19 protein-coding genes and 1 riboswitch are annotated in these 21,701 nt (G+C 72.5%); of the genes, 11 read left to right on the top strand and 8 right to left on the bottom strand.

Translation table 11 applies throughout. The features are described from left to right. Positions 1-32: 32 nt before the first annotated feature. Positions 33-1,088, bottom strand: coding sequence for an ADP-ribosylglycohydrolase family protein (locus ABD093_RS15685; protein ID WP_343925655.1), 1,056 nt, complete (start codon positions 1,086-1,088; stop codon positions 33-35). Between the two features lie 74 nt (positions 1,089-1,162). Between ABD093_RS15685 and ABD093_RS15680 the strand changes: the two genes are divergently transcribed. The 6 genes from ABD093_RS15680 to ABD093_RS15655 all read left to right on the top strand — a co-directional run bounded on the left by ABD093_RS15680 (position 1,163) and on the right by ABD093_RS15655 (position 8,060). Further along, positions 1,163-2,014, top strand: coding sequence for a hypothetical protein (locus tag ABD093_RS15680; RefSeq protein ID WP_343925653.1), 852 nt, complete (start codon positions 1,163-1,165; stop codon positions 2,012-2,014). An 81-nt stretch (positions 2,015-2,095) separates the two neighbouring features. Beyond that, positions 2,096-4,105: a M13 family metallopeptidase gene (locus ABD093_RS15675; protein ID WP_343925651.1), complete on the top strand. Its 2,010-nt coding sequence runs from the start codon at positions 2,096-2,098 to the stop codon at positions 4,103-4,105. Positions 4,106-4,130: 25 nt separating this feature from the next. After that, complete coding sequence (locus tag ABD093_RS15670; protein WP_343925649.1) at positions 4,131-4,697, top strand: hypothetical protein; 567 nt, start codon at positions 4,131-4,133, stop codon at positions 4,695-4,697. 65 nt (positions 4,698-4,762) lie between these two features. Continuing rightward, positions 4,763-4,870: riboswitch (TPP riboswitch) on the top strand. Positions 4,871-4,918: 48 nt separating this feature from the next. Then, positions 4,919-5,500: an ECF transporter S component gene (locus ABD093_RS15665; protein ID WP_193116176.1), complete on the top strand. Its 582-nt coding sequence runs from the start codon at positions 4,919-4,921 to the stop codon at positions 5,498-5,500. After that, the gene (locus ABD093_RS15660) at positions 5,478-7,610 is read left to right on the top strand and encodes an ATP-binding cassette domain-containing protein (protein ID WP_343925646.1); all 2,133 of its coding nucleotides are present in this window, start codon (positions 5,478-5,480) and stop codon (positions 7,608-7,610) included. The genes ABD093_RS15665 and ABD093_RS15660 overlap by 23 nt, the downstream gene beginning before the upstream one ends. Before the next feature lie 36 nt (positions 7,611-7,646). Then, positions 7,647-8,060, top strand: coding sequence for an ankyrin repeat domain-containing protein (locus ABD093_RS15655; RefSeq protein WP_193116178.1), 414 nt, complete (start codon positions 7,647-7,649; stop codon positions 8,058-8,060). A gap of 28 nt (positions 8,061-8,088) precedes the next feature. Here ABD093_RS15655 and ABD093_RS15650 read toward each other — a convergent pair whose 3' ends face one another. The 5 genes from ABD093_RS15650 to ABD093_RS15630 all read right to left on the bottom strand — a co-directional run bounded on the left by ABD093_RS15650 (position 8,089) and on the right by ABD093_RS15630 (position 12,003). Further along, the gene (locus ABD093_RS15650) at positions 8,089-8,604 is read right to left on the bottom strand and encodes a GNAT family N-acetyltransferase (protein WP_193116179.1); all 516 of its coding nucleotides are present in this window, start codon (positions 8,602-8,604) and stop codon (positions 8,089-8,091) included. Between the two features lie 101 nt (positions 8,605-8,705). Then, on the bottom strand, positions 8,706-9,746 hold the full coding sequence (locus tag ABD093_RS15645) for an alpha/beta fold hydrolase (protein ID WP_193116180.1): 1,041 nt from the start codon (positions 9,744-9,746) through the stop codon (positions 8,706-8,708). 9 nt (positions 9,747-9,755) lie between these two features. Continuing rightward, positions 9,756-10,811 carry an Fpg/Nei family DNA glycosylase gene (locus ABD093_RS15640; protein ID WP_193116181.1) on the bottom strand — a complete coding sequence of 352 codons (1,056 nt, stop codon included), beginning with the start codon at positions 10,809-10,811 and terminating at the stop codon, positions 9,756-9,758. Further along, on the bottom strand, positions 10,811-11,299 hold the full coding sequence (locus ABD093_RS15635; RefSeq protein ID WP_193116182.1) for a ribose-5-phosphate isomerase: 489 nt from the start codon (positions 11,297-11,299) through the stop codon (positions 10,811-10,813). The genes ABD093_RS15640 and ABD093_RS15635 overlap by 1 nt, the downstream gene beginning before the upstream one ends. 80 nt (positions 11,300-11,379) lie before the next feature. Further along, positions 11,380-12,003, bottom strand: coding sequence for a mycothiol-dependent nitroreductase Rv2466c family protein (locus ABD093_RS15630; protein ID WP_193116183.1), 624 nt, complete (start codon positions 12,001-12,003; stop codon positions 11,380-11,382). Positions 12,004-12,103: 100 nt separating this feature from the next. Between ABD093_RS15630 and ABD093_RS15625 the strand changes: the two genes are divergently transcribed. Then, positions 12,104-13,906, top strand: coding sequence for an ABC transporter ATP-binding protein (locus ABD093_RS15625; RefSeq protein ID WP_319021483.1), 1,803 nt, complete (start codon positions 12,104-12,106; stop codon positions 13,904-13,906). Next, positions 13,903-15,747 (top strand): ABC transporter ATP-binding protein, encoded by a 1,845-nt coding sequence (locus ABD093_RS15620; RefSeq protein WP_193116184.1) that lies wholly within the window; start codon positions 13,903-13,905, stop codon positions 15,745-15,747. The genes ABD093_RS15625 and ABD093_RS15620 overlap by 4 nt, the downstream gene beginning before the upstream one ends. A gap of 61 nt (positions 15,748-15,808) precedes the next feature. Here the strand turns inward: ABD093_RS15620 and ABD093_RS15615 are convergent, their stop codons facing one another. Further along, a complete protein-coding gene (locus ABD093_RS15615) occupies positions 15,809-17,113 on the bottom strand; it encodes a hypothetical protein (protein WP_343925641.1) in 1,305 nt (434 codons plus the stop codon). 182 nt (positions 17,114-17,295) lie between these two features. Between ABD093_RS15615 and ABD093_RS15610 the strand changes: the two genes are divergently transcribed. Both ABD093_RS15610 and ABD093_RS15605 read left to right on the top strand, forming a co-directional pair. Continuing rightward, on the top strand, positions 17,296-18,618 hold the full coding sequence (locus tag ABD093_RS15610; RefSeq protein WP_343925639.1) for a protein kinase domain-containing protein: 1,323 nt from the start codon (positions 17,296-17,298) through the stop codon (positions 18,616-18,618). Beyond that, positions 18,615-19,121, top strand: coding sequence for a DNA-binding protein (locus tag ABD093_RS15605; RefSeq protein WP_343925637.1), 507 nt, complete (start codon positions 18,615-18,617; stop codon positions 19,119-19,121). The genes ABD093_RS15610 and ABD093_RS15605 overlap by 4 nt, the downstream gene beginning before the upstream one ends. 31 nt (positions 19,122-19,152) lie before the next feature. Here the strand turns inward: ABD093_RS15605 and ABD093_RS15600 are convergent, their stop codons facing one another. Further along, positions 19,153-19,833 (bottom strand): response regulator, encoded by a 681-nt coding sequence (locus ABD093_RS15600; protein ID WP_343925635.1) that lies wholly within the window; start codon positions 19,831-19,833, stop codon positions 19,153-19,155. A gap of 38 nt (positions 19,834-19,871) precedes the next feature. Between ABD093_RS15600 and ABD093_RS15595 the strand changes: the two genes are divergently transcribed. Further along, positions 19,872-21,695 carry a sensor histidine kinase gene (locus ABD093_RS15595; protein WP_343925633.1) on the top strand — a complete coding sequence of 608 codons (1,824 nt, stop codon included), beginning with the start codon at positions 19,872-19,874 and terminating at the stop codon, positions 21,693-21,695. The last annotated feature ends 6 nt before the right edge of the window (positions 21,696-21,701 follow it).

Here is a 21,701-nt window from a genome sequence, read left to right as displayed (position 1 = left end):
TCGATCCGCGTGCAGCTCAGTTCGCGTGCTGTTCAGTCCTCGTCGTCGGCCGGGGCGGTCAACGATCCGAGCAGCCGGTCGATCAGGCCCCTCAGCTCGTCGGTCTCGTAGCCGGGCCAGCCGAACAGCACGCGGCGCCACTCCGGCGGCACGGCCTTCGGTCCCAGCGCAGCACCGATCAGAGCCCCGGTGATGCACGCGACCGTGTCCGTGTCGTAGCCGGCGCGGGCCGCGGATTCGAGCGCCGCGACCAGCGTGTCCCGCTGCGCGAACTTGTCCTCGGGCAGCGGCATCACCCCGGCGATCGCCGCCCAGGACGCCTGGAACGCCCCGACCACCCAGCCGTTGCGTCGGAAGAACGCGGGGGTGCCCCGCTCGGCCTCCTCGATCCGCGAGGTCCACAGGTCCCGGCGCTCCGCATCCAGCCGATCCAGGCCGCGGCGCACGTCGATCTCGCCCGTGAGGACCGCGTGTCGCACCGCGAAACCCCACAGCATGCAGGCCTCGGTCGCATCGGGATGAACATGTGTCAGACGACACACCGCGTCGATTCCCGCGGCTGCGTCGTCGTCCGAGGCCAGCAGATAGGGCATCACCGCGGCATGGGTGCGCATGAGCGAACCGTTGCCCGCCGAGGCCTCCAGCTCCTCGTACGCCGAGATCGCCGCCGCTCGGAAGTCGCGGGCCCGCGGGGCGTAGTGGTCCTCGGTACGGGCGCGGTCGGTGGCCCGCCGGATGACCTGCGAGGTGAGCGCACCGATATCGGGAGTGCCCAGCGACCAGGAGTACCACTCGCGGGCGATCTGGTCCTGCGCGGACTCGACCCGCAGGTCATGGCGGTCCGAGGCCGAGACCGCCGCTTCCAGCACCACGATCGCCATCGACGTGTCGTCCGTCCACTCCCCCGGCTGCCAGTCGAGGATGCCGCCGCCGATCATGTCGATGTCCTCGGACTCGACCACCGGGGCCTGGAACTCATAGGGGGCGCCGAGCGCATCCCCGGTGGCCGCGGCGATCACGGAACCGGCGGCGCGCCGACGCTGCTCAGGGGTCAGGCCCGTCTCCGTGTGCGGTGCGGCATTGATCATCACCTGATCATCGTTCCACACCGTCCTGGGGCACCCTGACCCCAGTACCCTGGTGAGGACTTCGAAGGAGCTCCATGACCGACACCCCCGGCACCCCCGGATCCACCGATCCGCACTGCGCCGATACCCATGCCGATCCGCTGGCCGATCCCCAGGCTGATCCCCATGCCGATCCGTATGATCACACCGGGCACGACCACCCGCCCACCGGGGCGGACCTCGTGCGGGACCTCGTCAAGGGTCTGTCGGTGCTCGCCCTGGTGATTCCCGTGATCGGGGTGCTCCTGCTGATCGCGATCCTCCCGTTCGCGCCCACCAGCCCGGTGGTGCTCCTGCTCGGCATCGCGCTGGGCGCCGCCCACCTCGCCTCCCTCGTCGCGACCAGCCTGTTCGTGGCCCGCACCCGCAAGCAGCTGGCCGTGAACCCCGGCCTGCTCGCCGTGCGCAGCGGGGTCGAGGAGGCTCTGCGTCTCGCCGCCGTGCTGCTGGCCCTGCTGCTCTGGCCCGGCGACATCCGCGCCGAGCTCGGCGTGTGGATCGGCGCCGGCGCGGCCCTGGTCTGGGTCGCCCTCGCGACCGCCCAGACCGTCTCCACCAGGCGACGCATCGCCCGGCCCTCGGACTGGTCCAAGGAGGCCGTGTCCACGCTGCTCAGCGAGCGCGTGGGCGCTCGCTCGACCGTGGTGATGCGCCTGCTGGACGTCGTCGGCACCGTCGCCTTCCAGGTCGGGGCGACGGTTCTGGTGATCCTCTCCCCCGTCCTGGTGATCGGCACCGCGGTGCTCTCGATCGCCTCGGGCCTGTCCACCCTGGTGCTCCAACGGCGGTCCCCGGCGGAGCGCGCCCGCACCCCGTGGGCGTACGCCCCGCTCGCGATCGGGCTGCTCACCCTGGCGCTCGGATCGCTGGGCCTGATCACCCTCTGATCCCTCTCTGACCCGAAGTTCTCTGACCCGTAGTTCTCAGACCTGTACTTCTTCCACACCTCGACCACGCAGGAGCCGATGATGACCGCTGCCCCCACCGATCCGACCCGCTCGGGACTCGCCCTCACCGAGGTCGACCCCGACATCCGCCTCCAGGACGACCTCTTCGGCCATGTCAACGGCCACTGGCTGGCCACCCACGAGATGCCCGCCGATCGCTCGAGCGACGGCGCCTTCCACCAGCTGCGGGACCTCTCCGAGGAGCGGGTGCGCGAGATCATCGAAGAGGCCGCCGCCGACCTGGACGGCGACGAGAGCGTGCCGAGCACCGACCACGCCCGCGTCGGCGCCCTGTACCGGATGTTCATGGACACCGCGGCGATCGAGAGCGCGGGCATCGCGCCGCTCGAGGAGCTGCTGGCCACGATCGGCGCGAGCGGGGACCTCGCGGCCATCACCCGCACCATGGCCGCCCCGGATTCCGGTGCCAGCGCCCTGCTCGCCTACGTCTGGACCGACGACCACGACTCCACCAGCTACCAGGTGAAGCTCCACCAGGGCGGCCTGGGCCTGCCGGACGAGTCCTACTACCGCGAGGAGCACTACGCCGAGATCCGGGAGGCCTACGTCGCCCATCTCGCGAACCTCGCCGCTCTCGGCGGCCTGCCGGGCCGCGAGGGGCTGCTCGCCGGGGACGCCGCCGCCCTCGCCGCCGCGGTGATGGACTTCGAGACCCGCCTGGCCGCCTGCCACGTCGACGTGGTGCGCCTGCGCGACAGCGAGAAGTCCTACAACCCGATGGACGCCGCCCAGCGCCGCGAGCTCGCCCCCTCCTTCGAGTGGGACGCGTTCGTCGAGGGCACCGGCGCCCCGACGACGGCCTTCGAGGTCGTCTCCGTCGGCCAGCCGGAGTTCGTCTCCGCCGCGGCCGAGCTGCTCGCCGGCGAGGACCTCGACGTGCTGCGCACCTGGCTCGCCGTCCACACGGTCTCCGGCTACGCCCCCTACCTTCCCGCCGCTCTGGTCGAGGAGGACTTCGCCTTCGCCGGGCGGGTGCTCTCCGGCGCCGAGGAGCTGCGCGAGCGCTGGAAGCGCGGCGTCTCCTTCGTGGAGGGCGCCGTCGGCTTCGCCGTGGGCAAGGAGTACGTGAGCCGTCACTTCCCGCCCGCCCACAAGGAGCGCATGAGCGTGCTGGTCGACGCCCTCATGGACGCCTACCGCAGCTCGATCCAGCAGCTGGAGTGGATGACCCCGGCGACCCGCGAGAAGGCGCTCACGAAGCTCGAGAAGTTCACCCCGAAGATCGGCTACCCCGACTCCTGGCGCGACTACGACGGCTTCGAGATCGTCCCCGGCGATCTGGTCGCGACGGTGCGCGCCTCGCGCCGCTTCGACGCCGAGTTCGAGTACGCCAAGGTGGGCGGCCCGATCGACGAGACCGAGTGGCACATGACCCCGCAGACGGTCAACGCGTACTACAACCCCGGCCGCAACGAGATCGTGTTCCCCGCCGCGATCCTGCAGCCGCCCTTCTTCGACGCCGAGGCCGAGGACGCCGTGAACTTCGGCGGCATCGGCGCCGTGATCGGCCACGAGGTGGGACACGGCTTCGACGACCAGGGCTCGAAGTACGACGGCGACGGCAACCTCGCCTCCTGGTGGACCCCGGAGGACCGCGAGGCGTTCGACGAGCGCGCCGCGACCCTCATCGCGCAGTACTCCGAGCTCTCCCCGCGCGAGCTCGACGACTCCCATCGTGTCAACGGTGCGCTCACCATCGGCGAGAACATCGGCGATCTGGGCGGGCTGTCCATCGCCGTGAAGGCGTACCTCGCGACCACCGGCGCCGACGCCCCGGAGCTCGACGGCTTCACCGGCCTGCAGCGGGTGTTCCTGTCCTGGGCCACCGTGTGGCGCGGCATGAACCGCCCGCAGGAGGGCATCCGTCGCCTCGCCGTGGACCCGCACGCCCCGATGGAGTTCCGCTGCAACACGGTGGTGGGCCACCTCGCCGAGTTCCATGAGGCCTTCGACGTGCGCGAGGGCGACGGGATGTACCGCGCCCCCGAGGACCGGGTGACGATCTGGTGATCATCGACCTCTCGACGGGCGTGCTGTGAGGCCCGACGCCCCGTTCTACGTCGGCACCACCCGGCCCTCCCGGATCGGCTGGACCCGCATCGGCCTGACGGTGCTGGCCGGCGTGATCGCCACGCTGCTGATGTCCTCGCGCAGCAGCGTGGCCGCCGGCCTGCTGATCGCGTTCCTGTTCGTCCTGCTCACGCTGTGGACCTGGATGGGTCAGCATGCGCGGTTCGTGGTCGACGAGCGCGGCCTCACGGTGAGCCTCGGCGGCTTCCTGCCGCGCAAGCCCTGGCCGCTGGCGGACTTCCGCACCGTGCAGTACCGCACGCTGGGGGCCTCCACGGTCGGGGTGACGCTCGGCGGGTACGGCTGGCGTCGGGGCCGGGCCTCCGCGTCCACGGCCGCGGAGCTCACCCCCGTCGGCAGCCGGAAGATCTACACGACCGGCCAGGCGCAGCAGCCGTACCGGCTGCTGGTGACCCGCGCAGGGAAGATGGTCGAGATCGTCGGGCGCTCGGGGACGAACTATGTGATCTCCCCCGAGGACACCGAGGCGACCGCCGCCGCGATCGACCAGGCGATCCGCGCCCGACGGTGACGCGAACCGCGCCCGTCGGTGACGCGAACCGCGCCCGTCGGTGAGACGGCTAGACTGGCGGGGTCATCCACTGACAGGGGAGCACCTCCACGGTGCTGAGAGTGCGCGAACCTGCGCAGACCCTCGAACCTGATCCGGCTCGCGCCGGCGTAGGGAGTCGGGACATCCGCGCGGGGCCACCGGTCCTGTGCGCCCCTTCCGTGCAGATGGAAGGAGAAGTGATGACGCGTTTCCGCACCCTCGACCTGATGGTCACCGTGCTGATCGGGGCGGCCTTCGGGGTCGCCTATCTGGGATACGGGCAGCTGTACACGCTGATCGGTCCGTTCACCGCCGCCTTCAAGCCGGCCGAGGGGCTGCTCGCCGGGATCTGGTTCCTGCCGGGCATCCTCGCCGCGCTGCTCGTGCGCAAGCCGGGCGCCGCTCTGTTCGCCGGGCTGCTGGCCGCGGTGCTCTCGATGCTGCTGGGCAGCCCGTGGGGCTGGGGCACCGCGATCTCCGGGCTGATGCAGGGCGGCGGCGTCGAGCTCGCGTTCCTGCTCACCCGCTATCGGCGCTTCACGCTCCCGGTCGCGATCCTCGGCGGGCTGCTCGCCGCCGTCCTGGAATGGGGCTGGGAGAAGGTCATCTACTACCCCGAGATGAGCTGGCCGTTCTCCCTGGCCATGCTGGGGGCGTTCCTGGTCTCCGGGGCGCTGCTGTGCGGTGTGCTGGGCTGGGCGGCATCCCGCGCCCTGGCGGCGACCGGCGCGGTGGACTCCCTGCCCTCCGGTCGTGAGCATGCCCGCATCGCCGAGGCCTGAGACGATCTCTGCGCAGTCGTCCCCGGCAGCGCTGGACGGCCTCACCTGGCGCCCGCTCACCCGGCGGGAGCCGACGATCGCTGGGCTGGATCTCGTGATCCCTGCCGGCCAGCGCGTGCTGCTGGCCGGGGCGAGCGGGAGCGGCAAGTCGACGGTGCTGCGCGCCCTCGCGGGTCTGCTGGACGAGGAGACCGGCGAGGGCAGCGAGCTGGTCCCGCCCCCGCGACGGCCCGGCGAGCGCGGACTGCTGCTGCAGAACCCCACCCATGCGCTCGTGGCCGCGACCATCACGAGGGATGCCGCCTTCGGACCGGAGAACGCCGCCCTGGACCGCCCGGAGATCCACCACCGCGCCGAGGACGCCCTCGCGTCGGCCCGGGTCGATCTGGATCCCTCCCGCGCCCCGCTGGATGTCAGCGGCGGACAGCAGCAGCGCATCGCCCTGGCCGGGTCGCTCGCGCTGGGTCCCGATCTGCTGCTGCTCGACGAGCCGACGAGCATGCTCGACCCCGCGACCGCACAGGAGGTGCGCACGGCGATCCTCGAGGCCGCCGAGGGCCGCACCCTCGTGCTCGCCGAGCACCGCATCGAGCCCTGGCTGCCCCACGTCGACCGGCTGGTGGTGCTCGGCGACCAGGCCCGGATCCTCGCCGACGGGGACCCGGAGGAGGTGCTGCGGGAGCGGCGGGAGGTGCTCGTCGAGGCGGGGGTGCTGGTCGAGACGGAGGCGCTGGAGGACGTCGCGACGTCGGCTGCACCGCAGCACGGGGCCCCGGCAGAGGCTCCAGACGGTGCTCCGGTGGCGTCACTGCACGGGGTGACGGTGCCGCAGCACGGCCTCCGCACGCCGGTCGATCTAGCGGTCCACGCCGGGCGGTTGACCGTGCTCACCGGTCCCAGCGGGGCGGGCAAGACGACTCTCCTGCGCACGCTGCTCGGGGCAGGTGCCCCGGAGAGCGGCACCGTGGCCCGCCCGCCGCGCGAGAAGATCGCGTCGGTCCCCCAGGACCCCGAGCACTCCTTCGTCGCCACCGCTGTGCGCGGCGAGCTGCTGGCCTCCCCCTGGGCGAACGACGAGAAGCTGGCCGACGAGCTGCTCGAACGCGCCGACCTCGCCCATCTCGCCCGGGCCCATCCCTCCCGGCTCTCCGGCGGAGAGCAGCGCCGCGTCGCGATCGCCGCAGCCCTGGCTCAGCAGCCGTCCCTGCTGGTGCTCGACGAACCGACGGTGGGGCTCGACGCCCGCCGCCGACGCGCCGTGCTGGACCTGCTGGACGAGGCGAGCCGCCGAGGCTGCGCCGTGCTGGTCGCCACCCACGACGCCGAGCTGATCGCGCGGGCCGATGACCACCTCGAGCTGCCGGGCTCCGCGCAGGATGAGCTGCCCCCGGTCCCCCGCCGACGGATCCCGGCCGACGCCCTGAACCCGCTGACGCTGAGCCTGATCGGGATCCTCGCCGCGATCGGCTCCTTCGCCGTGCACAGCTGGCAGGGCGGGCTGCTCTCCCTCGTGCCGATCGTGCTGCTGGCGCCGCTGGCCGTGCGCTCGGTGCGAGGCGCGGCGCTCCGGCTCACCCCGATCCTGCTCTCCGCCGCGGGCCTCGCCTGGACCACGGCCCTCCTCGGTGATGCCCCCGCGCTGTCCGGACCGGCCTGGCTGCTGGGCCTGCGGGAGGCGGCGCGGATCACGGTGTTCGTCGCCCCGGGAGTGCTGGCGCTGGGCAGCGTCGAGGCGACCGCCCTCGGGGACGCCCTCGGCGGCCGCCTGCGACTCCCCGCCCGGCCGGTCGCCGCCGCCGTGGTCGCGCTGGTCCGCGCGGGGCACCTGGGCCGGCAGTGGGAGATCATCCTGCGCACCCGCATCCAGCGCGGGCTCGGCTCCGCGGCCTCCCCGCGGCTGCTCGCGAGCGCGACCCTCGCCCTGCTGGTGGTCACGCTGCGCGGCGCGGAGCAGCAGGCGCTCGCGATGGACGCCCGCGGCTTCGCGACGGCGACGCATCGCACCTGGGCGGAGCCCAGCCGGTTCGGCCGGGCCGACGTGCTCGGTCTGCTGCTCGCGATCGGACTTCTGGCGTGGCCGCTGCTGGCCGAGCTGCTCGTCACCCGCTGAGGCGACACGGCCCTTTGCTCGCCGTAACCTGGGACGATGACCGAGAACTCAGAGGACGCCATGCCCGAGGACGAAGCCGTCGTGGCCCTCGCCCAGTCGATGCTCGATGCCGCCCGGAACGGGGACTCCGCGCAGCTGCTGCCGGTGATCGACCAGGGTGCCCCGGTGGATCTGCGCGACGGCGACGGCAACACCCCGCTCATGCTCGCGGCCTATCACGGGCATGCGGAGCTCGTGCGCGAGCTCGCAGCCCGCGGCGCCGACGTGGACCTGGCCAACGACCGCGGTCAGTCACCGCTGGCGGGCGTCGCCTTCAAGGGCCATACCGCCGTCGCGCAGGTGCTGCTGCAGGCCGGGGCCGACGCCGACCTCGGTGCCCCGAGCGCCCGTGAGACCGCGCAGTACTTCCAGCGCGCGGAGATCATCGCGCTGCTCGAGCAGGCCGGCTGACGCTCAGCCGTTCGGTGGCGGAACGCCCTCAGTCGTGCGGGTGGCGGAACACCATCGGCACGTGCTCGATGCCGGCCTCGAGGAACACGGGGCCGACGGTCTCGAAGCCCATCCCCTGGTACCAGGTCTCGAGGTAGGCCTGGCCGTCGATGTGCACAGGCTGCTCCGGGGCGAGCTGCGCGGTGAGGTCGAGGGCGGCGCGCATGATGCGGCGCCCGAATCCCGCGCGCCTCTCCTGCGCCCGCACCGCCATCCGGCCGATACGCATCGACCCATCATCCTCGCGCAGCACCCGCACGTGGGCGACCGGCTCCCCCTCCAGTCCCGCGGCGTCGGCGTCGGGGCCCGGCACCTCGATCCACAGCAGGGCGGTGGTGGGCTCCAGGTCCCGACCGTCGAGGTCCGGGTCGGTGGCCTTCTGCTCGATCGAGAAGACGTCCTGGCGCAGCTTGGCCAGGAGGTACAGGGTGCGGGGGTCGATGCCGGCGACTGCGGACTGCTGGAGCCGGAGGCGGGTATCGGGGGTGCGAGATGCTGCGGTCATGGCGACACGCTACGGGACGGACGGTCACGGAGCGGTCTCGTAGCGGTCTCGGGAAGAAGCATCGAGATGCTCGTGACAGCAGGTGGGCACGCTGCTCCCGCTCAGGCGTTCTGCGCGACCAGTCGTGTCATCGCCGCGCGCCACTCCTCCACCATGCGCGGACCCCCATGGCCCTCATCCTCGATCATCACCAGCTCGCTGCCCGGCCATGCCCGGTGCAGCTCCCAGGCGGTGAGCGCCGGGCCGGAGACGTCCCGTCGTCCGTGGATCAGCACGCCCGGGATCCCGGCCAGACGGGACATCCCGCCCAGGAGTCCGGAGCCCGGCTCCGCGCCCCAGCGCACCGCCCAGTCGGCGACGAAGCCGTCGTGCGCCCAGTAGTGGGTGACCAGCCGGGCGAAGGCACGACGCTCGATGCGCTGCTGCTCGTCGGCAGGCGTCTGGGGGCTCGAGCGCTCGAGCGCGCCGGTGCCGATCCGGATGTGCTCGTCCTCCCAGGTCATCCAGGCCTCCGCGGCGGCGTCGACGAGTGCGGGGTCAGCGTCAGGACCGTCTGCGCAGAGCAGCTGACGATAGGCCTCGACCAGGCGCTGCTCCGTGCCCCGACGATAGGGGCCGTGCCGCTCGGCGAACGTCGCCAGGGCGTCCCAGCCCTCCGGGAAGACGGCCCCGATCCCCTCGGTGATCCAGTCCACCTCACGACGGCTGGTGCTGGTGACCGCGAACAGCACCACGCCGAGCACCCGCTCCGGATGCGCCTGGGAGTAGGCCAGCGCCAGGGTGCTCCCCCAGGAGACGCCCTCGACGATCCAGGCGGAGATCCCGAGGTGCTCACGCAGCAGCTCGAGATCGGCGACGAGGTGCGCAGTGGTGTTCGCCCCGAGGTCCACCGCCCCCGATATCCCGGCCGACGGGGTGGAGCGCCCCGCGCTCCGCTGGGAGAGACCGATGATCCAAGAGCGGTCCGCCGGGGCGCTGCGCCGGTAGCCGGGGCTCAGGCGGCCGCCGGGGCCGCCGTGGAGGTAGAGGACGGGCACGCCGTCGCGGTTCCCGCTCTCCTCCCAGAAGATCTCGTGGCCGTCGCCGACGGCGAGCAGACCCTCTGCGAGGACGGGAAGGGGGTCGGTGCCCGAGGAGCTCATCCGAGGAGTCTACGGACGCGCGGGCAACGCCCAGGTCGCCGCCGGATGCTCCCGGGTCCAGGTGGCCCGGCGCGTGCGGACGCTCTGGCAGCGGGGGCACCAGAACACGGTGCGGGCGGCCATGTCGGCGCTGCGGATCACCGTGCCGCACGCACGGCAGGGCAGGGTCTGGCGGTGGTAGACGTAGAACGACTTCTCGCGCGGGACCACGTCGGGGTCCTCGTCGCCGTTCTGGCGGGTGCCGCGGGAGCGCTCGAGGATCCGCGCCTCGATGTCGCGGTGCTCGGGCTGCGTGGTGACGATGCGGCCGGTGCGCGCCCCGTACTCCATGAGCGGCACGAGATCCTCCCAGATCCCGTCGACCATCCCGCGGGTCAGGTCGCGGCCGGGGACCGTCGGGTCCAGCCGGGCGCGGAACAGCACCTCGGCGCGGTAGATGTTGCCGATCCCCGCGACGACGTCCTGGTTCATCAGCAGGACCCCGATCGCGGTGCGGGAGGCGAGCACCCGGTCCACGAAGCGGCGGGGGTCCGCGTCGGCCCGCAGCGGATCCGGTCCCAGCCGGTCGATCACCGCCTGCCTGCCGGCGGCGTCGACGACCTCGCAGGCGGTGGGGCCGGTGAGATCGGCGATCCCGTGGGCGCCGGCGAGCCGCAGGCGAGTCGTCGGCCGCGGCACGATCCGGCGCCAGTCCGAATCGCCGCCAACGCCATCGCCGTCGGCCCCGCCGTCGAGCCCCTCCTCGCGCTCCCCGACCCGCACCCGCGGGGCGCCGATCGCATGCGCCGAGGAGAACCCCTCGTCGCCGGCGAAGGTCCACGAGCCGTACAGACCCAGGTGCACGCGCACATAGCGGGTCACCGGGGCGCCGGGATCGACGGAGGCGTCCGGGACGAAGGCGAGGAAGAGGTGCTTCCCCACGGCCTCGGCATCCGCGAGCACCCAGCCGTCGAGGTCCGCCGCCTCGGAGAACCTGCCCTGCGGGCTGGACGTGCGGACCCTCTGATCACCGAAACCGGCCCGCAGCGCCGCTGCGAGCCGGTGGACGGTGTGCCCCTCGGGCATCAGGCGCCGGTGGGCGCGGCTGCGGAGTCGGACCCGTAGCCGCCGGTCTCCTCGTAGCGGGCCATGAGGTCGATGCGGCGCTGATGGCGCTCCTCGCCGGTGAACGGCTCGGCGAGGAAGAGGTCGATGAGCGACTCCAGCTCGTCCTCGGAGTGCTGGCGGGCGCCCACGGAGATCACGTTGGCGTCGTTGTGCTGACGGGCCAGGCGGGCGGTGTCCTCGTTCCAGACCAGGGCGGCGCGCACCCCGGTCACCTTGTTCGCAGCGATCTGCTCGCCGTTGCCGGAGCCGCCGATGACGACCCCCAGGGAGCCGGCATCCGCCACGACCGCCTCGCCCACATCGGTGCAGAACGGCGGGTAGTCGTCGAGGGCGTCATAGGCGTGGGCACCGTGGTCGGTGACCTCGTGGCCCTTGTTCTGCAGGGCTGCGACCAGGCGGTTCTTCAGCTCAAAGCCGGCGTGGTCGGTACCGATGTGCACATGCATCAGGAGAGGTCTCTTTCTCTGGGGAGGATTCGGGCGGGATCAGCAGGCGGCGGGATCAGCCGGCGATGGGATCAGCAGGTTCAGCTGAAGTCGACGCCGCCGGTGCGGGAACGCTTGAGCTCGTAGAAGCCCTCGAGGGACGACAGGGTCTCCAGGGCGTCGAGGAGGCGGCCGGCGTCCTCTCCCTTGGGCGCCGGGGACACGACGGGGCCGAAATAAGCTGTTCCCGCATCGCCGAAGGAGATCACCGGGGTGCCGACCTCGTCGCCGACGCGGGAGATCGCGCCGTCGTGCGAGGCGCGCAGGGCCACATCGGTCGCGTCGCCGGCGACCGGCTCGTAGGCGCCGATGAGCTCGGCGGGGAGCTCCGCGGCCTCGAGGGCGGCGACGGCGACCGCGCGGCGGTCGTCCTGCTGACCGCCGACGTGATACCGCTCACCCCAGGCGGTGTACCAGCGCGCGAAGGCGTCGGAGCCCTGGGTGCTCACGATCTCGACCGCGAGCCGTGCCGGACCCCAGGAATCATCGAGCATCCGGCGATAGCCCGCGTCCAGGTCGCGGCCCTCGTTGAGCACCGAGAGCGACATGACCGAGTAGGTCGGAGCGATATCGCGCACCGTCGCGGCCTCGAGCAGCCACCGGCTGGTCATCCAGGCGAAGGGGCAGACGGGATCGACGAACAGCTCGACAGCACGTGCACTCACGGCAGGTTTCCTTCCCTCGGGGCAATGACGGGACCATTCTCTCACCGCCCTCGGAGAAATGCTGTTGCGCCTTCCGCCCCGTGGCTGTTGGATTCATCAGGTGCTCCTCGCGTCGTCCCCCACCCCCTCCACCACCCCCGTTCCCTCGCGCGGGGTGATGCGCTCGATCGTCCGCAACCACCGCCGCTCGATCCCCTGGATCATGGCGCTCTCCTTCGTCGTCGAGGGCGTGGACATGCTCGTCCCGGTCCTCATGGGCCTGATCATCGACGCCGGCATCGTGCAGGGCAGCCTGCTGGTCACGGTGGGCGGGGCGATCGGCATCTTCGCGCTGCGCCTGCTGAGCACCTGGGCCTGGACCGTCATGTTCGAGGCCAGCCAGCGCGCCCGGATGTTCGAGCGTCACCGGCTGCGCGTCGCCGTGACCGCGGCGGTGCTGGATCCCCGTTCCCGCCAGGTCGAGCGGCCCGCCGGCGAGGTGCTCTCCATCGCCACCTCCGATGCTGACAAGGCCTCGGACATCATGGACATGCTGCCCTGGGCCTTCCCCGCCTCGGCCGTGGTCGTGGCCGCCGGTGTGTGGCTCGCGATCCTCGACCTGTGGCTGGGCCTCGCGACGCTCGTGGGCATCATCGTGATGGTGATCGTGGTGCGCGTGATCAGCCCGGTGCTGTCCGCCCGCTACGACGCCCAGCAGTCCAAATCGGCCGACGCCGCCGCCACCGCCACCGACCTGGTCCATGGCCTGCGCGTGCTCCAGGGCCTTGGGGTGCAGAGCAGGGCGCGCGCGCACTACCGTCGCCGCTCCCGCACGGCGCTCGACGCCGCCCTGGTCAACGCCCGCTTCTCCGGGGTCTCCAGCGGCCTGACCACCCTGGTCACCGCGGCCATGATGGCGGCCGTCGTGATCATCGCGTCGCAGCGGACCGTCGCCGGGGAGATGAGCATCGGCACCCTCATCGCCGTGGTCGGTGTGGCCCGGTCCAACATGAGCATGCTGCAGGGCCTCTCGGGCCTGCCGGTGTGGTGGGCGAGCATGTCCACCTCCGCCCGGCGCGTCCGCGATCTGCTGGCCGATCTGGGCCGCGAGATCGACGACCCCGAGCTCGCCGTGGAGCGCCTGGCCCTGGCGCGCGACGAGCGCGGGGAGCGCAGCCCCGGCGAGCGCCGCCCGGGAACCGGCGGCCTGCAGCTGCGCGGTCCGGACAGCGGGTCGCTGCGAGGCCTCGATCTCGCCGTGCCCGATGGCAAGGTCGTCGCTGTCGCCTGCGCGGATGCCCGCGACGCCGAGGCCCTGATCGAGGCGATCGCCGGCCGCGCCGAGCAGCCCGCGGTGCTCCTGGGCGGCGACGAGGTCACCGCCGGGAACCGTTTCACCGCCCGGGCGGACCTGCTCGTCGAGCCCCACGTCGTGGACCTCTTCGACGGCACTCTGCGGGAGCAGCTCGCCACCCGGGCCCCCGATTCCGTGCTCGCCGCGCCCACGGACGGCTCCGACCCCGATGCTTGGGCCGACGCCGCCCTGCATGCCGCCGGCGCCGATGACCTGCTGCGGATCCTGCCCGAGGGCTACGACACCCGCATCCTGGACCGCGGCGCGAACCTCTCCGGCGGGCAGCGCCAGCGGATCGCCCTGGCCCGGGCGGTCGCCGCCGATGCCCCCGTGCTCGTGCTGCACGACCCGACCACCGCGGTCGACGCCGTCACGGAGCAGGCGATCGCCGAGGCCCTGGTGGCCGCGCGGCGCGCCCCCGATCGCGCGACGCTGCTGGTGACCAGGTCTCCCGCCCTGCTGCGCGCGGCCGATCACGTCTCCTTCGTGAGCGACGGCGCCGTGGCCGGCCACGGCACCCATGACGACCTGATGGACCACGACGACTACCGGAAGATGGTGCAGCGATGACCGCCGACCTCAGCATCGTCGACTGGGATGCCGACCCCGAGGAGCTGCTCGAGAGCGACGCCACCGCGCGCCGCCAGCTCGACGAGCACGCCCAGATCCTCCCCATCGCCAGTGTCGGCGTCTCGGTGCGTCATCTCGGTGGGAGGCTGCGTCGCTTCTGGCTGATGACCACCGTGACCCTGCTGGTCGTGACCGCCGGCGCGGTCGCCGCGGCGTGGATGCCACGACTGATCGGCACCACCGTCGACCTGGTCCAGAACGATGCGGGCTCCGACGCGATCTGGCGCCAGGGCGGCCTGATCATGCTCGCGGGCGTGCTGCAGGCCGCGTTCTCGGCGCTCGGCTGGGCGCTGGTGAGCGGTCTCGGGCAGCGGGTGCTCGCCGGGATGCGCGAGGACGTGATCGACCGTGCCCTCGACCTCCCCGCCCAGAGCATGGAGGTCACCGGGATCGGCGACGCGCTCTCCCGGGTCGCCGACGACGTCGACGTCACCGCCCGCGCGGTCAACAACGTGGTCCCGAACCTGATCCAGATGGGCTTCTACGTCGCGGTGACCCTGGTCGGCATGGTGTCGCTCTCCCCCTGGCTGCTGCTCCTGGTGGTGCTCGTGGTGCCGATGTACCTGATCAGCGCCCTGTGGTACCTGAAGCGGACCGCCCCCATCTACCGGCGCGAGCGCGTCGCGATGGGTGCCCGCGCCCAGGGCCTGCTCTCGGCCATCCACGGCATCCCCACCGTCCACGCCTACGGGATCGAACGTCGCGAGACCCGTCACGTCGCCGTCCTCTCGGAGACGGCCGTCGTGCTCGGCATGCGCGTGATGACCCTCGTGACCCGCCTGGTGAAGATCGTGGTGTGGCCGGAGAACCTCTCGATCGCCCTGGTGCTCGTGCTGGGCTACGTCATGGTCCACGTGGGCGGCGCACCGATCGGCCTGGTCACCGCGGCCGCGCTGTATCTGATCAGCCTGCTGTGGCCGATGATGAACCTCATCTTCTCGCTGGACGATGTGCAGTCCGCGGCGGCGAGCCTGACCCGGATGGTGGGGGTCATCGAGTCGATCGACCTGGCCTCCTCCCCAGGTGACGAGAAGCCCGTGGACGCCTCGATCCGTCTCGAGGGCGTCTCCCACGCGTACGGCACCGACCAGGACGGCGAGGAGCGGATCGTGCTGCGGCCGATCGATCTCGACATCGCCCCGGGCGAGGTGGTGTCCCTGGTGGGTGCTTCCGGCGCGGGCAAGTCGACGCTCGCGGCGATCATCGCGGGAACCCTCGAGCCCCGTCACGGACGGGTGCTGCACGGCGGCGCGGACCTCACCCGCGCCGACATCGAGGCGGGCCGCGCCCATTCCTCGATCGTCAGCCAGGATGTCCACGTGTTCCGCGGGACGCTGCGCGAGGATCTCCGCCTGGCGAACCCGACGGCGAGCGACGAGGAGCTGTGGGCGGCGCTGGTGCGGGTGGATGCCACCGTCTGGGCCGAACGCCTCCCGCGCGGTCTGGACACCGAGGTGGGCGAGAAGGGCGAGCGGCTCACGGCCGAGCAGTCCCAGCAGCTGGCCCTGGCCCGTATCGCGCTCCAGGATCCGGCGGTGCTGGTGCTCGACGAGGCCACAGCCGACGAGGGCTCCTCGGGCGCCCGGGTGCTCGAGCGCGCCGCCCTCGAGGTGGCCCGGGGCCGCACCACGATCATCGTCGCCCACCGGCTGTCGCAGGCGATGGTCGCCGACCGCATCCTGGTGATGGCCGACGGCAGCGTCGTGGAGCAGGGCTCCCATGACGAGCTCGTCGGTCGCGGCGGGGTCTACGCGCGGCTGTGGGAGGCCTGGGCGGGCTGAGACGGGTGCCGGTGGCGAGCCCGGTGCCGGTGGCGAGCCCGGCGGCAGGCTGGAGAGGCTCTCAGCGGCGTCGCAGGCGCAGCACCAGGATGCCGGCCGCTCCGGTCACCAGCGCGATCAGCGCGAGCAGGCCGGCGCCGACGAACAGGGCGATGCGCCCCAGGCCGTCGCCGAGTCCGAGGAACCCGCCCGGGGACGAACCCGAGGTGGTGTCCCCGAGCTCGAGCACGGTCCCGTCGGCGGCATCGGCTGCGATCTCCCCGTCGACCTCGAGGGTGAGGACGAGGGTGACCGGGTCGTCCCCGGCGGGTTCGGCGTCAGCCGCCCGCTGGAGGCGATGGAGCTGGATCGTCTGCGTGCCGGGCAGCCAGGCCGACTCCACCCCGGAGAGCTCCGAGCTGCGGTTGCCGCGGTCCACCGGCGCGGCCATGCCGCCGCCGGCGATCGGATCGTAGTCCGACATCTGCCAGGTGCCGCCGCCGACCGCGACGGGCTCTCGAGCGGCGTTGAAGGCGAACAGCGAGATCTCCCCCGCGCCCTCCGGCTGGGAGGTGACCTCGGTGCGCCATCGCAGGCGCTGTCCCTCCTGCACCGGGATCCGGACCAGCCCGCTCTCCCCCGGCACCAGCTCGACGACATAGGAGCCGGGCTCGAGCGGGGTCGCCGATGAGAACGAGCGGCCCAGCTCGATCGGCTCATCCGTGGCCGGCGCGACCGGGGAGGCGCCGTCATCCTCGATCTCCTCGTCGACCGACGGCGATCCGCCGCCGATGCCCGAGGGCTGGATCGCGACCTGGATCTCCACCGGCAGGGGCTCGTCCGCCGCCCGCAGTCCGGTGCGGGTGACCTGGATGAACAGCTCCGTCCCGGCGCAGCCGTCCGGTCCGACGACGCCGGAGACGGCGCTCGAGGTGATCGGGCCGTCGCCGGTCATCGTCGCGCCGGTGGAGGACGAGCTGCTGTCGTCGCAGGTGTCGCCCCCAGCGGTCAGATAGGAGATCTGCAGGTCCAGGCCCTCGTATCCCTCGGGGAGCCCGCCGGGATAGGGCGGGGCGGCGATCGTCGCCGAGCTGCGCACACGCTGCCCGTCCTCGACCGCGACCCGGTAGTACTTCGTGGTGCCGCTCCCGAACTCCTCCGACGCCCCCTGCGCGTAGCTGTCGAGGTGGATCCCGGGCTCGACGACGGCCGCCTGGGCGAGGGAGCCCCCGCCCTCGACCTGCTCCCCGTCGGCCGCATAGGCGTAGGCAGGCAGCTCGCCCTCGGCGGGGGGATCCGCGAGCGCCGCGGGCATGCCGCTGACCAGCACGAGGGACGCCGCGAGCAGAGCGGGCAACAGCCCACGGCGGTGTGCTCGGCGGGTCATGCGCGCTCCTCGCGGTCGATCAGGTCCTCGGGCACCGGAGGGATGGCGCCTGTGGTCTGGAAGGTCTGGGCGGTCAGGGTCTGGCGGTCAGGGTCTGGGCGGGCACGACGATCAGTCGGTCCGGCCGACATTCTATTTGCCTTCGCGAACGCTGCCGTCACCTCGGGACGCCGTGCCCTAGCATGACCACCATCATGTCCGATGTCATCGCCGGCCGCATCGAGCTGCTCGATCCCCTCGCCCGAGGCGCCTCCGGGTCCCTCTGGCGCGCGGTCGACCGGCGGTACGGCGCGATCTGCGCGGCCAAGGTCATGCGCCAGCGCGACGGGGCCGAGGTGCTGCGCTTCGTGCGCGAGCAGACGGTCGGCACCGCCCAGGGCCTGGGCGCTCACCCGCATCTCCTGCCCCCGTACACCTGGGTCGCGGAGGACGACACGGTCGTGCTGGTGATGCCCCTCGTGCACGGAGGCACCCTGGCCGGAGCCCTCGACGACCACGGAGCCCTGTCCCCCTCGCTCGTCGCCCAGCTGCTGCGACAGCTCCTGGACGCCCTCGCGGCGATGCACACCTCCCAGTGGGTGCACCGTGATGTGAAGCCCGCGAACCTGCTGCTCGATGCCACCGGGACCGGGGCCCCGCACCTGCTGCTCGCCGACTTCGGCATCGCCCTGCATGTGAGCGACGTGCGCCTGACCGAGACGGGCTTCGTGCACGGCACACCCGGTTTCATGGCCCCGGAGATCCTCGCGGGCGGAGGGACCTCTGCCGCGCAGGACGTGTGGGCGGCGGCGGCCTGCGCGCTCGAGGCTCTCGCCCCGCGGCCTCCGCGCGCGCGTCCCGAGCCGTCGGCCGCGCCGACGCGGGTCAGCGACGCCCTGGCCGGGAGCGCGGATCCGGCCGCGGCGCCCCTCGGGGAGCTGCTGCGCTCGATGCTCACGGCGGATCCGGCCCGGCGCCCGTCGGCCGCGCGGGCCCGCGACACGATCCCCCGCCTGGGAGAACCCGTCTCCGCGTGGTCCCGCACCGCCGAGGGCGAGCCCTTCGAGGTCTTCGACCAGATCGAGGCCGGCGGAGAGCTGCGCGAGGTGCCGCTGGACGGTCCGGCGACGCTCGCCGGCCTCGCACCCGGCCTCCATGAACGCCTCCAGGCCCGATCGGGGATGACCGGAGCGTCCGTCGCACCCGGTGGATCCGTCGCTGGTGGATCCGTCGCAGCTGGCAGTTCTATCCCGGCCGACGGGCGGAGCGCACCGAGCCCGGATCAGCACCCCGCTCCGGATCCGGAGCGGACCGCCAAGCGCCCGCAGGGGGCCACGGAGCTGTTCGTGCAGGAGGCGACCCCGCAGGATCCCCGCGCCGGCGACGCCGCGCGGAACGATCCTCGCTCCGTGCCGGTGCAGGCTCCCCGTGCACGGCGCGGCGCCTGGGTCGGGGTGCTCCTGCTTCTGATCTCGTCGGTGTGCCTCATCGGCGCCGGCGCGCTCGTGTGGACGGCGCTGGGATGACCACCGACGCGGAGAAGGACGCGACCACGCTCGAGGAGAACCGGCGGCGCCAGCGCGAGCTCTACGGCCGGCCGCTGCAGGACCGGCTGCGGGCGCTCATGGCGCTCTACAGCATCTCGCAGAGGCGCCTGGCCGAGGTGCTCGGCGTGAGCGCCCCGATGCTCAGCCAGCTGATGTCCGCCCGCCGGGTGAAGATGGGCAATCCCCGCTCGCACGAGCGGATGATCGCCCTCGAGCAGCGCGCCGCGGCCCAGGGGCCCGCCCCGCTGTCACCGGAGACGGCCGCGGCGATCACGGCGGAGATCGCTGCCGAGGAGCTCTCGGACACCACCGGTCTGAGGGTCCTGCACGGGGCCGACGCCACATCGCTCACCGCTGAGGACCTCGTCCAGGCACTGCGCGCCCACGTGGGGGCCGGCGAGCTGCGCGCCGCGAGGGATGCTCTGCGTTCGGCGGAGCTGTCCCCCACGCTGCGCGCCTTCCTGGAGCAGGCGCTCGACTGACTCCGCCAGATCGACCGACTCCGGCGGGGAGTCAGCGCCCTGCCCGCACCAGCCCGGACTCGTAGGCGGCGACCACGAGCTGGGTGCGATCGCGGAGCATCAGCTTGGAGAGCATGCGGGAGACATGGGACTTCACCGTCTGCTCGGCCATCACCAGCTCCTGGGCGATCTCCCGGTTCGCCAGCCCGCGCGCCACCAGCAGCAGCACGTCGATCTCCCGCTCCGTGAGCGCCGCCAGGCTCGCATCGTCGCGGGCGCTGCGCTCGGGACGCGCCACGAAATCGGCGATCAGGGCCCGGGTGACGCGGGGCGCGAGCAGGGAATCACCGCCCGCGACGACGCGCACCGCCTGGACGAGCTCATCGGGTGTGGAATCCTTGAGCAGGAACCCGCTCGCCCCGGCACGCAGGGCGGCGAACACATACTCATCGGCATCGAAGGTGGTCAGCATGATGATCTTCGGAGGCGTCCCCGGCATCGCGAGCACCGAGCGGGTCGCATCCAGGCCTCCGACGTGCGGCATGCGGATATCCATCAGCACCACATCGGGGCGCAGACGACGCACCACCTCGACGATCCCGGCGCCGTCGCCCGCGGTGCCCACCACCTCGATCCCGTCCTGCGCATTCAGCAGCGCCTCGAAGCCGCCGCGGATCATCGACTGGTCGTCGACGATCAGCACACGGATGACTGCCTGCTCAGGGGGAACCATGGCGCCACAGTATCCCCGCTTCCCGAGAGGACCCCTGAGTGTTCCTCGTCCCTGACCGACACAGCCTGCGCCGACTGGGCCACGACCTCGCCCTCATCCTGCCGGGCCTCGCCCTGACCCTGCTCGCGATCGTGGTGCTGCTGCCTCTGGCGGCGGTCTCCGCCGCGCTCGCGATCGTCTGGATCGGGGTGCTGCTGTTCCCGCTCACCCTGGCCCTGGCCTCGGTGTACGCGCAACTGGACCGTGCCCGCCTGAGTCGCTGGGGCGTCGAGGTCAACCCACCGAGCTATCGGCCACGAGGGCGCGGCCCGCGCGGGCTGCTGCGTCTGGTCACCGATCCGCGCCGCTGGCTCGATCTGGCCTTCGAGGCCCTCATCGCCCTTCCGGTGCGCGCGCTGACCGTCGGGGTCACGCTCGCCTGGGCCGTGCTCGCCCTGGCCGGCCTCAGCTACTGGCTCTGGGGGCGGGCGCTGCCACCGGGCGGGACCCCGGTCCCGGGCCAGTGGTCGCTCGCCCTGGTCCTCGGCCTCGCCCTGGCCCTCTCCTTCCCGGCGATGGTGCATGCGCTGGCGCTCCTGGACGTCGTGGTCTCCGCGCCGCTGCTCGGCGGCGCGGTCCCGGGATCCCGCCGCCGCGGCTCCCCCGCACCGCCGATCGTGCACACCGTGGACGCCCGGCTGCGGGAAGGGGCCTGGACCTGGATGACGGTCGCGTTCATCAGCTTCGTGCTGGTGGTGGTGAGCTGGCCGGTCACGGCCAGCCTGTACTCCGTGCACCCGGCCGTGGCGATGCTGGTCTCGATCGCCGCAGCCCTCGCCGGGGTGCTGGCCGTGCGGTGGCCGTGGGCCGGGCTCTCCCTGAGCATCGTCGGAGCCACGGCGACCATCCTGGCCACGGCCTCGGCCCCCGATACCCTCCCCTGGCCGTGGCCGGTGACCGCCCTGCTGGCCCACTGCCTCACCCTCACCGTGCTGGCAGTCTTCCACCGCTGGTTCTGGGCGGTCTCGGCCTGGTCCGGCGGCGCCCTGCTCACCCTCATCTCCCTGCTGATCACGGAACCGGCGATCCGTGCGGACGACTCGCTGCGGGCGGTGACCACCAACGGCGTGGTGCTCGTGGCGATCAGCGGCGGCGTGGTGCTGCTGGGCCTGACCGTGCGGCAGTGGCTGCTGATCAGCTCGCAGGTCGAGCAGGCCCAGTCCCTGGGTGCCGACCATATGCGCCGGCGCTACGAACTCGAGGAACGCAGCCGCATCGCGCGCGAGCTGCACGATGTGGTGGCCCACTCGATGTCGGTCATCACCGTGCAGGCGGGCACCGCGAAGTTCCGGCTCACGGGCCTCGACGCCCAGACCGAGCAGGAATTCGAGGACATCGCCGCCTCCTCCCGGCAGGCCCTCGGGGAGATGCGGTCGCTGCTGGCCACCCTGCGCACCGACGACGACCTCGACGACATGCCGATGCCCGGCCTGGCCGACGTCACCGACCTGGTCGAGACCAGCCGCGCCACGGGAGCCTCGATCAGCGCCGACCTCGAGCCGGTGGAGGTCCCCCCGACGGTGGGGCTGACCGCCTACCGGGTGGTGCAGGAAGCCCTGAGCAACGCGCTGCGCCATGCGCACGGCGCGGCGATCGCGGTCTCGGTCTCCGTCTCGGCGACCCCGGAGAGGACGCTGCAGGTGAACGTCTCCAATGTTGCACCCGAGTCCGAGCATGACGCCATCCCCGGCTCCGGGCTGGGCCTGTCGGGAATCCACGAACGGGTCTCCGCCCTCGGAGGCTCCGTCCAGGCAGGGCCCTCGCCCGACGGCGGCTATGCGATCTCCGCGCAGATCCCGATCGCGCACCCCCTACCCCGGTAGGGGGTG

It is taken from the genome of Brachybacterium tyrofermentans (assembly GCF_039526165.1).
Lineage (GTDB): Bacteria > Actinomycetota > Actinomycetes > Actinomycetales > Dermabacteraceae > Brachybacterium > Brachybacterium tyrofermentans.
Note: the sequence above shows the minus strand (reverse complement) of the source record. Positions and strands in the feature narration are given on the sequence as shown.

Coding starts and splice junctions, on each gene's coding strand:
- ABD093_RS15685 (WP_343925655.1), bottom strand. CDS start 1,088: ATGATCAATGCCGCACCGCACACGGAGACGGGCCTGACCCCTGAGCAG.
- ABD093_RS15680 (WP_343925653.1), top strand. CDS start 1,163: ATGACCGACACCCCCGGCACCCCCGGATCCACCGATCCGCACTGCGCC.
- ABD093_RS15675 (WP_343925651.1), top strand. CDS start 2,096: ATGACCGCTGCCCCCACCGATCCGACCCGCTCGGGACTCGCCCTCACC.
- ABD093_RS15665 (WP_193116176.1), top strand. CDS start 4,919: ATGACGCGTTTCCGCACCCTCGACCTGATGGTCACCGTGCTGATCGGG.
- ABD093_RS15660 (WP_343925646.1), top strand. CDS start 5,478: ATGCCCGCATCGCCGAGGCCTGAGACGATCTCTGCGCAGTCGTCCCCG.
- ABD093_RS15655 (WP_193116178.1), top strand. CDS start 7,647: ATGACCGAGAACTCAGAGGACGCCATGCCCGAGGACGAAGCCGTCGTG.
- ABD093_RS15650 (WP_193116179.1), bottom strand. CDS start 8,604: ATGACCGCAGCATCTCGCACCCCCGATACCCGCCTCCGGCTCCAGCAG.
- ABD093_RS15645 (WP_193116180.1), bottom strand. CDS start 9,746: ATGAGCTCCTCGGGCACCGACCCCCTTCCCGTCCTCGCAGAGGGTCTG.
- ABD093_RS15640 (WP_193116181.1), bottom strand. CDS start 10,811: ATGCCCGAGGGGCACACCGTCCACCGGCTCGCAGCGGCGCTGCGGGCC.
- ABD093_RS15635 (WP_193116182.1), bottom strand. CDS start 11,299: ATGCATGTGCACATCGGTACCGACCACGCCGGCTTTGAGCTGAAGAAC.
- ABD093_RS15620 (WP_193116184.1), top strand. CDS start 13,903: ATGACCGCCGACCTCAGCATCGTCGACTGGGATGCCGACCCCGAGGAG.
- ABD093_RS15615 (WP_343925641.1), bottom strand. CDS start 17,113: ATGACCCGCCGAGCACACCGCCGTGGGCTGTTGCCCGCTCTGCTCGCG.
- ABD093_RS15610 (WP_343925639.1), top strand. CDS start 17,296: ATGACCACCATCATGTCCGATGTCATCGCCGGCCGCATCGAGCTGCTC.
- ABD093_RS15605 (WP_343925637.1), top strand. CDS start 18,615: ATGACCACCGACGCGGAGAAGGACGCGACCACGCTCGAGGAGAACCGG.
- ABD093_RS15600 (WP_343925635.1), bottom strand. CDS start 19,833: ATGGTTCCCCCTGAGCAGGCAGTCATCCGTGTGCTGATCGTCGACGAC.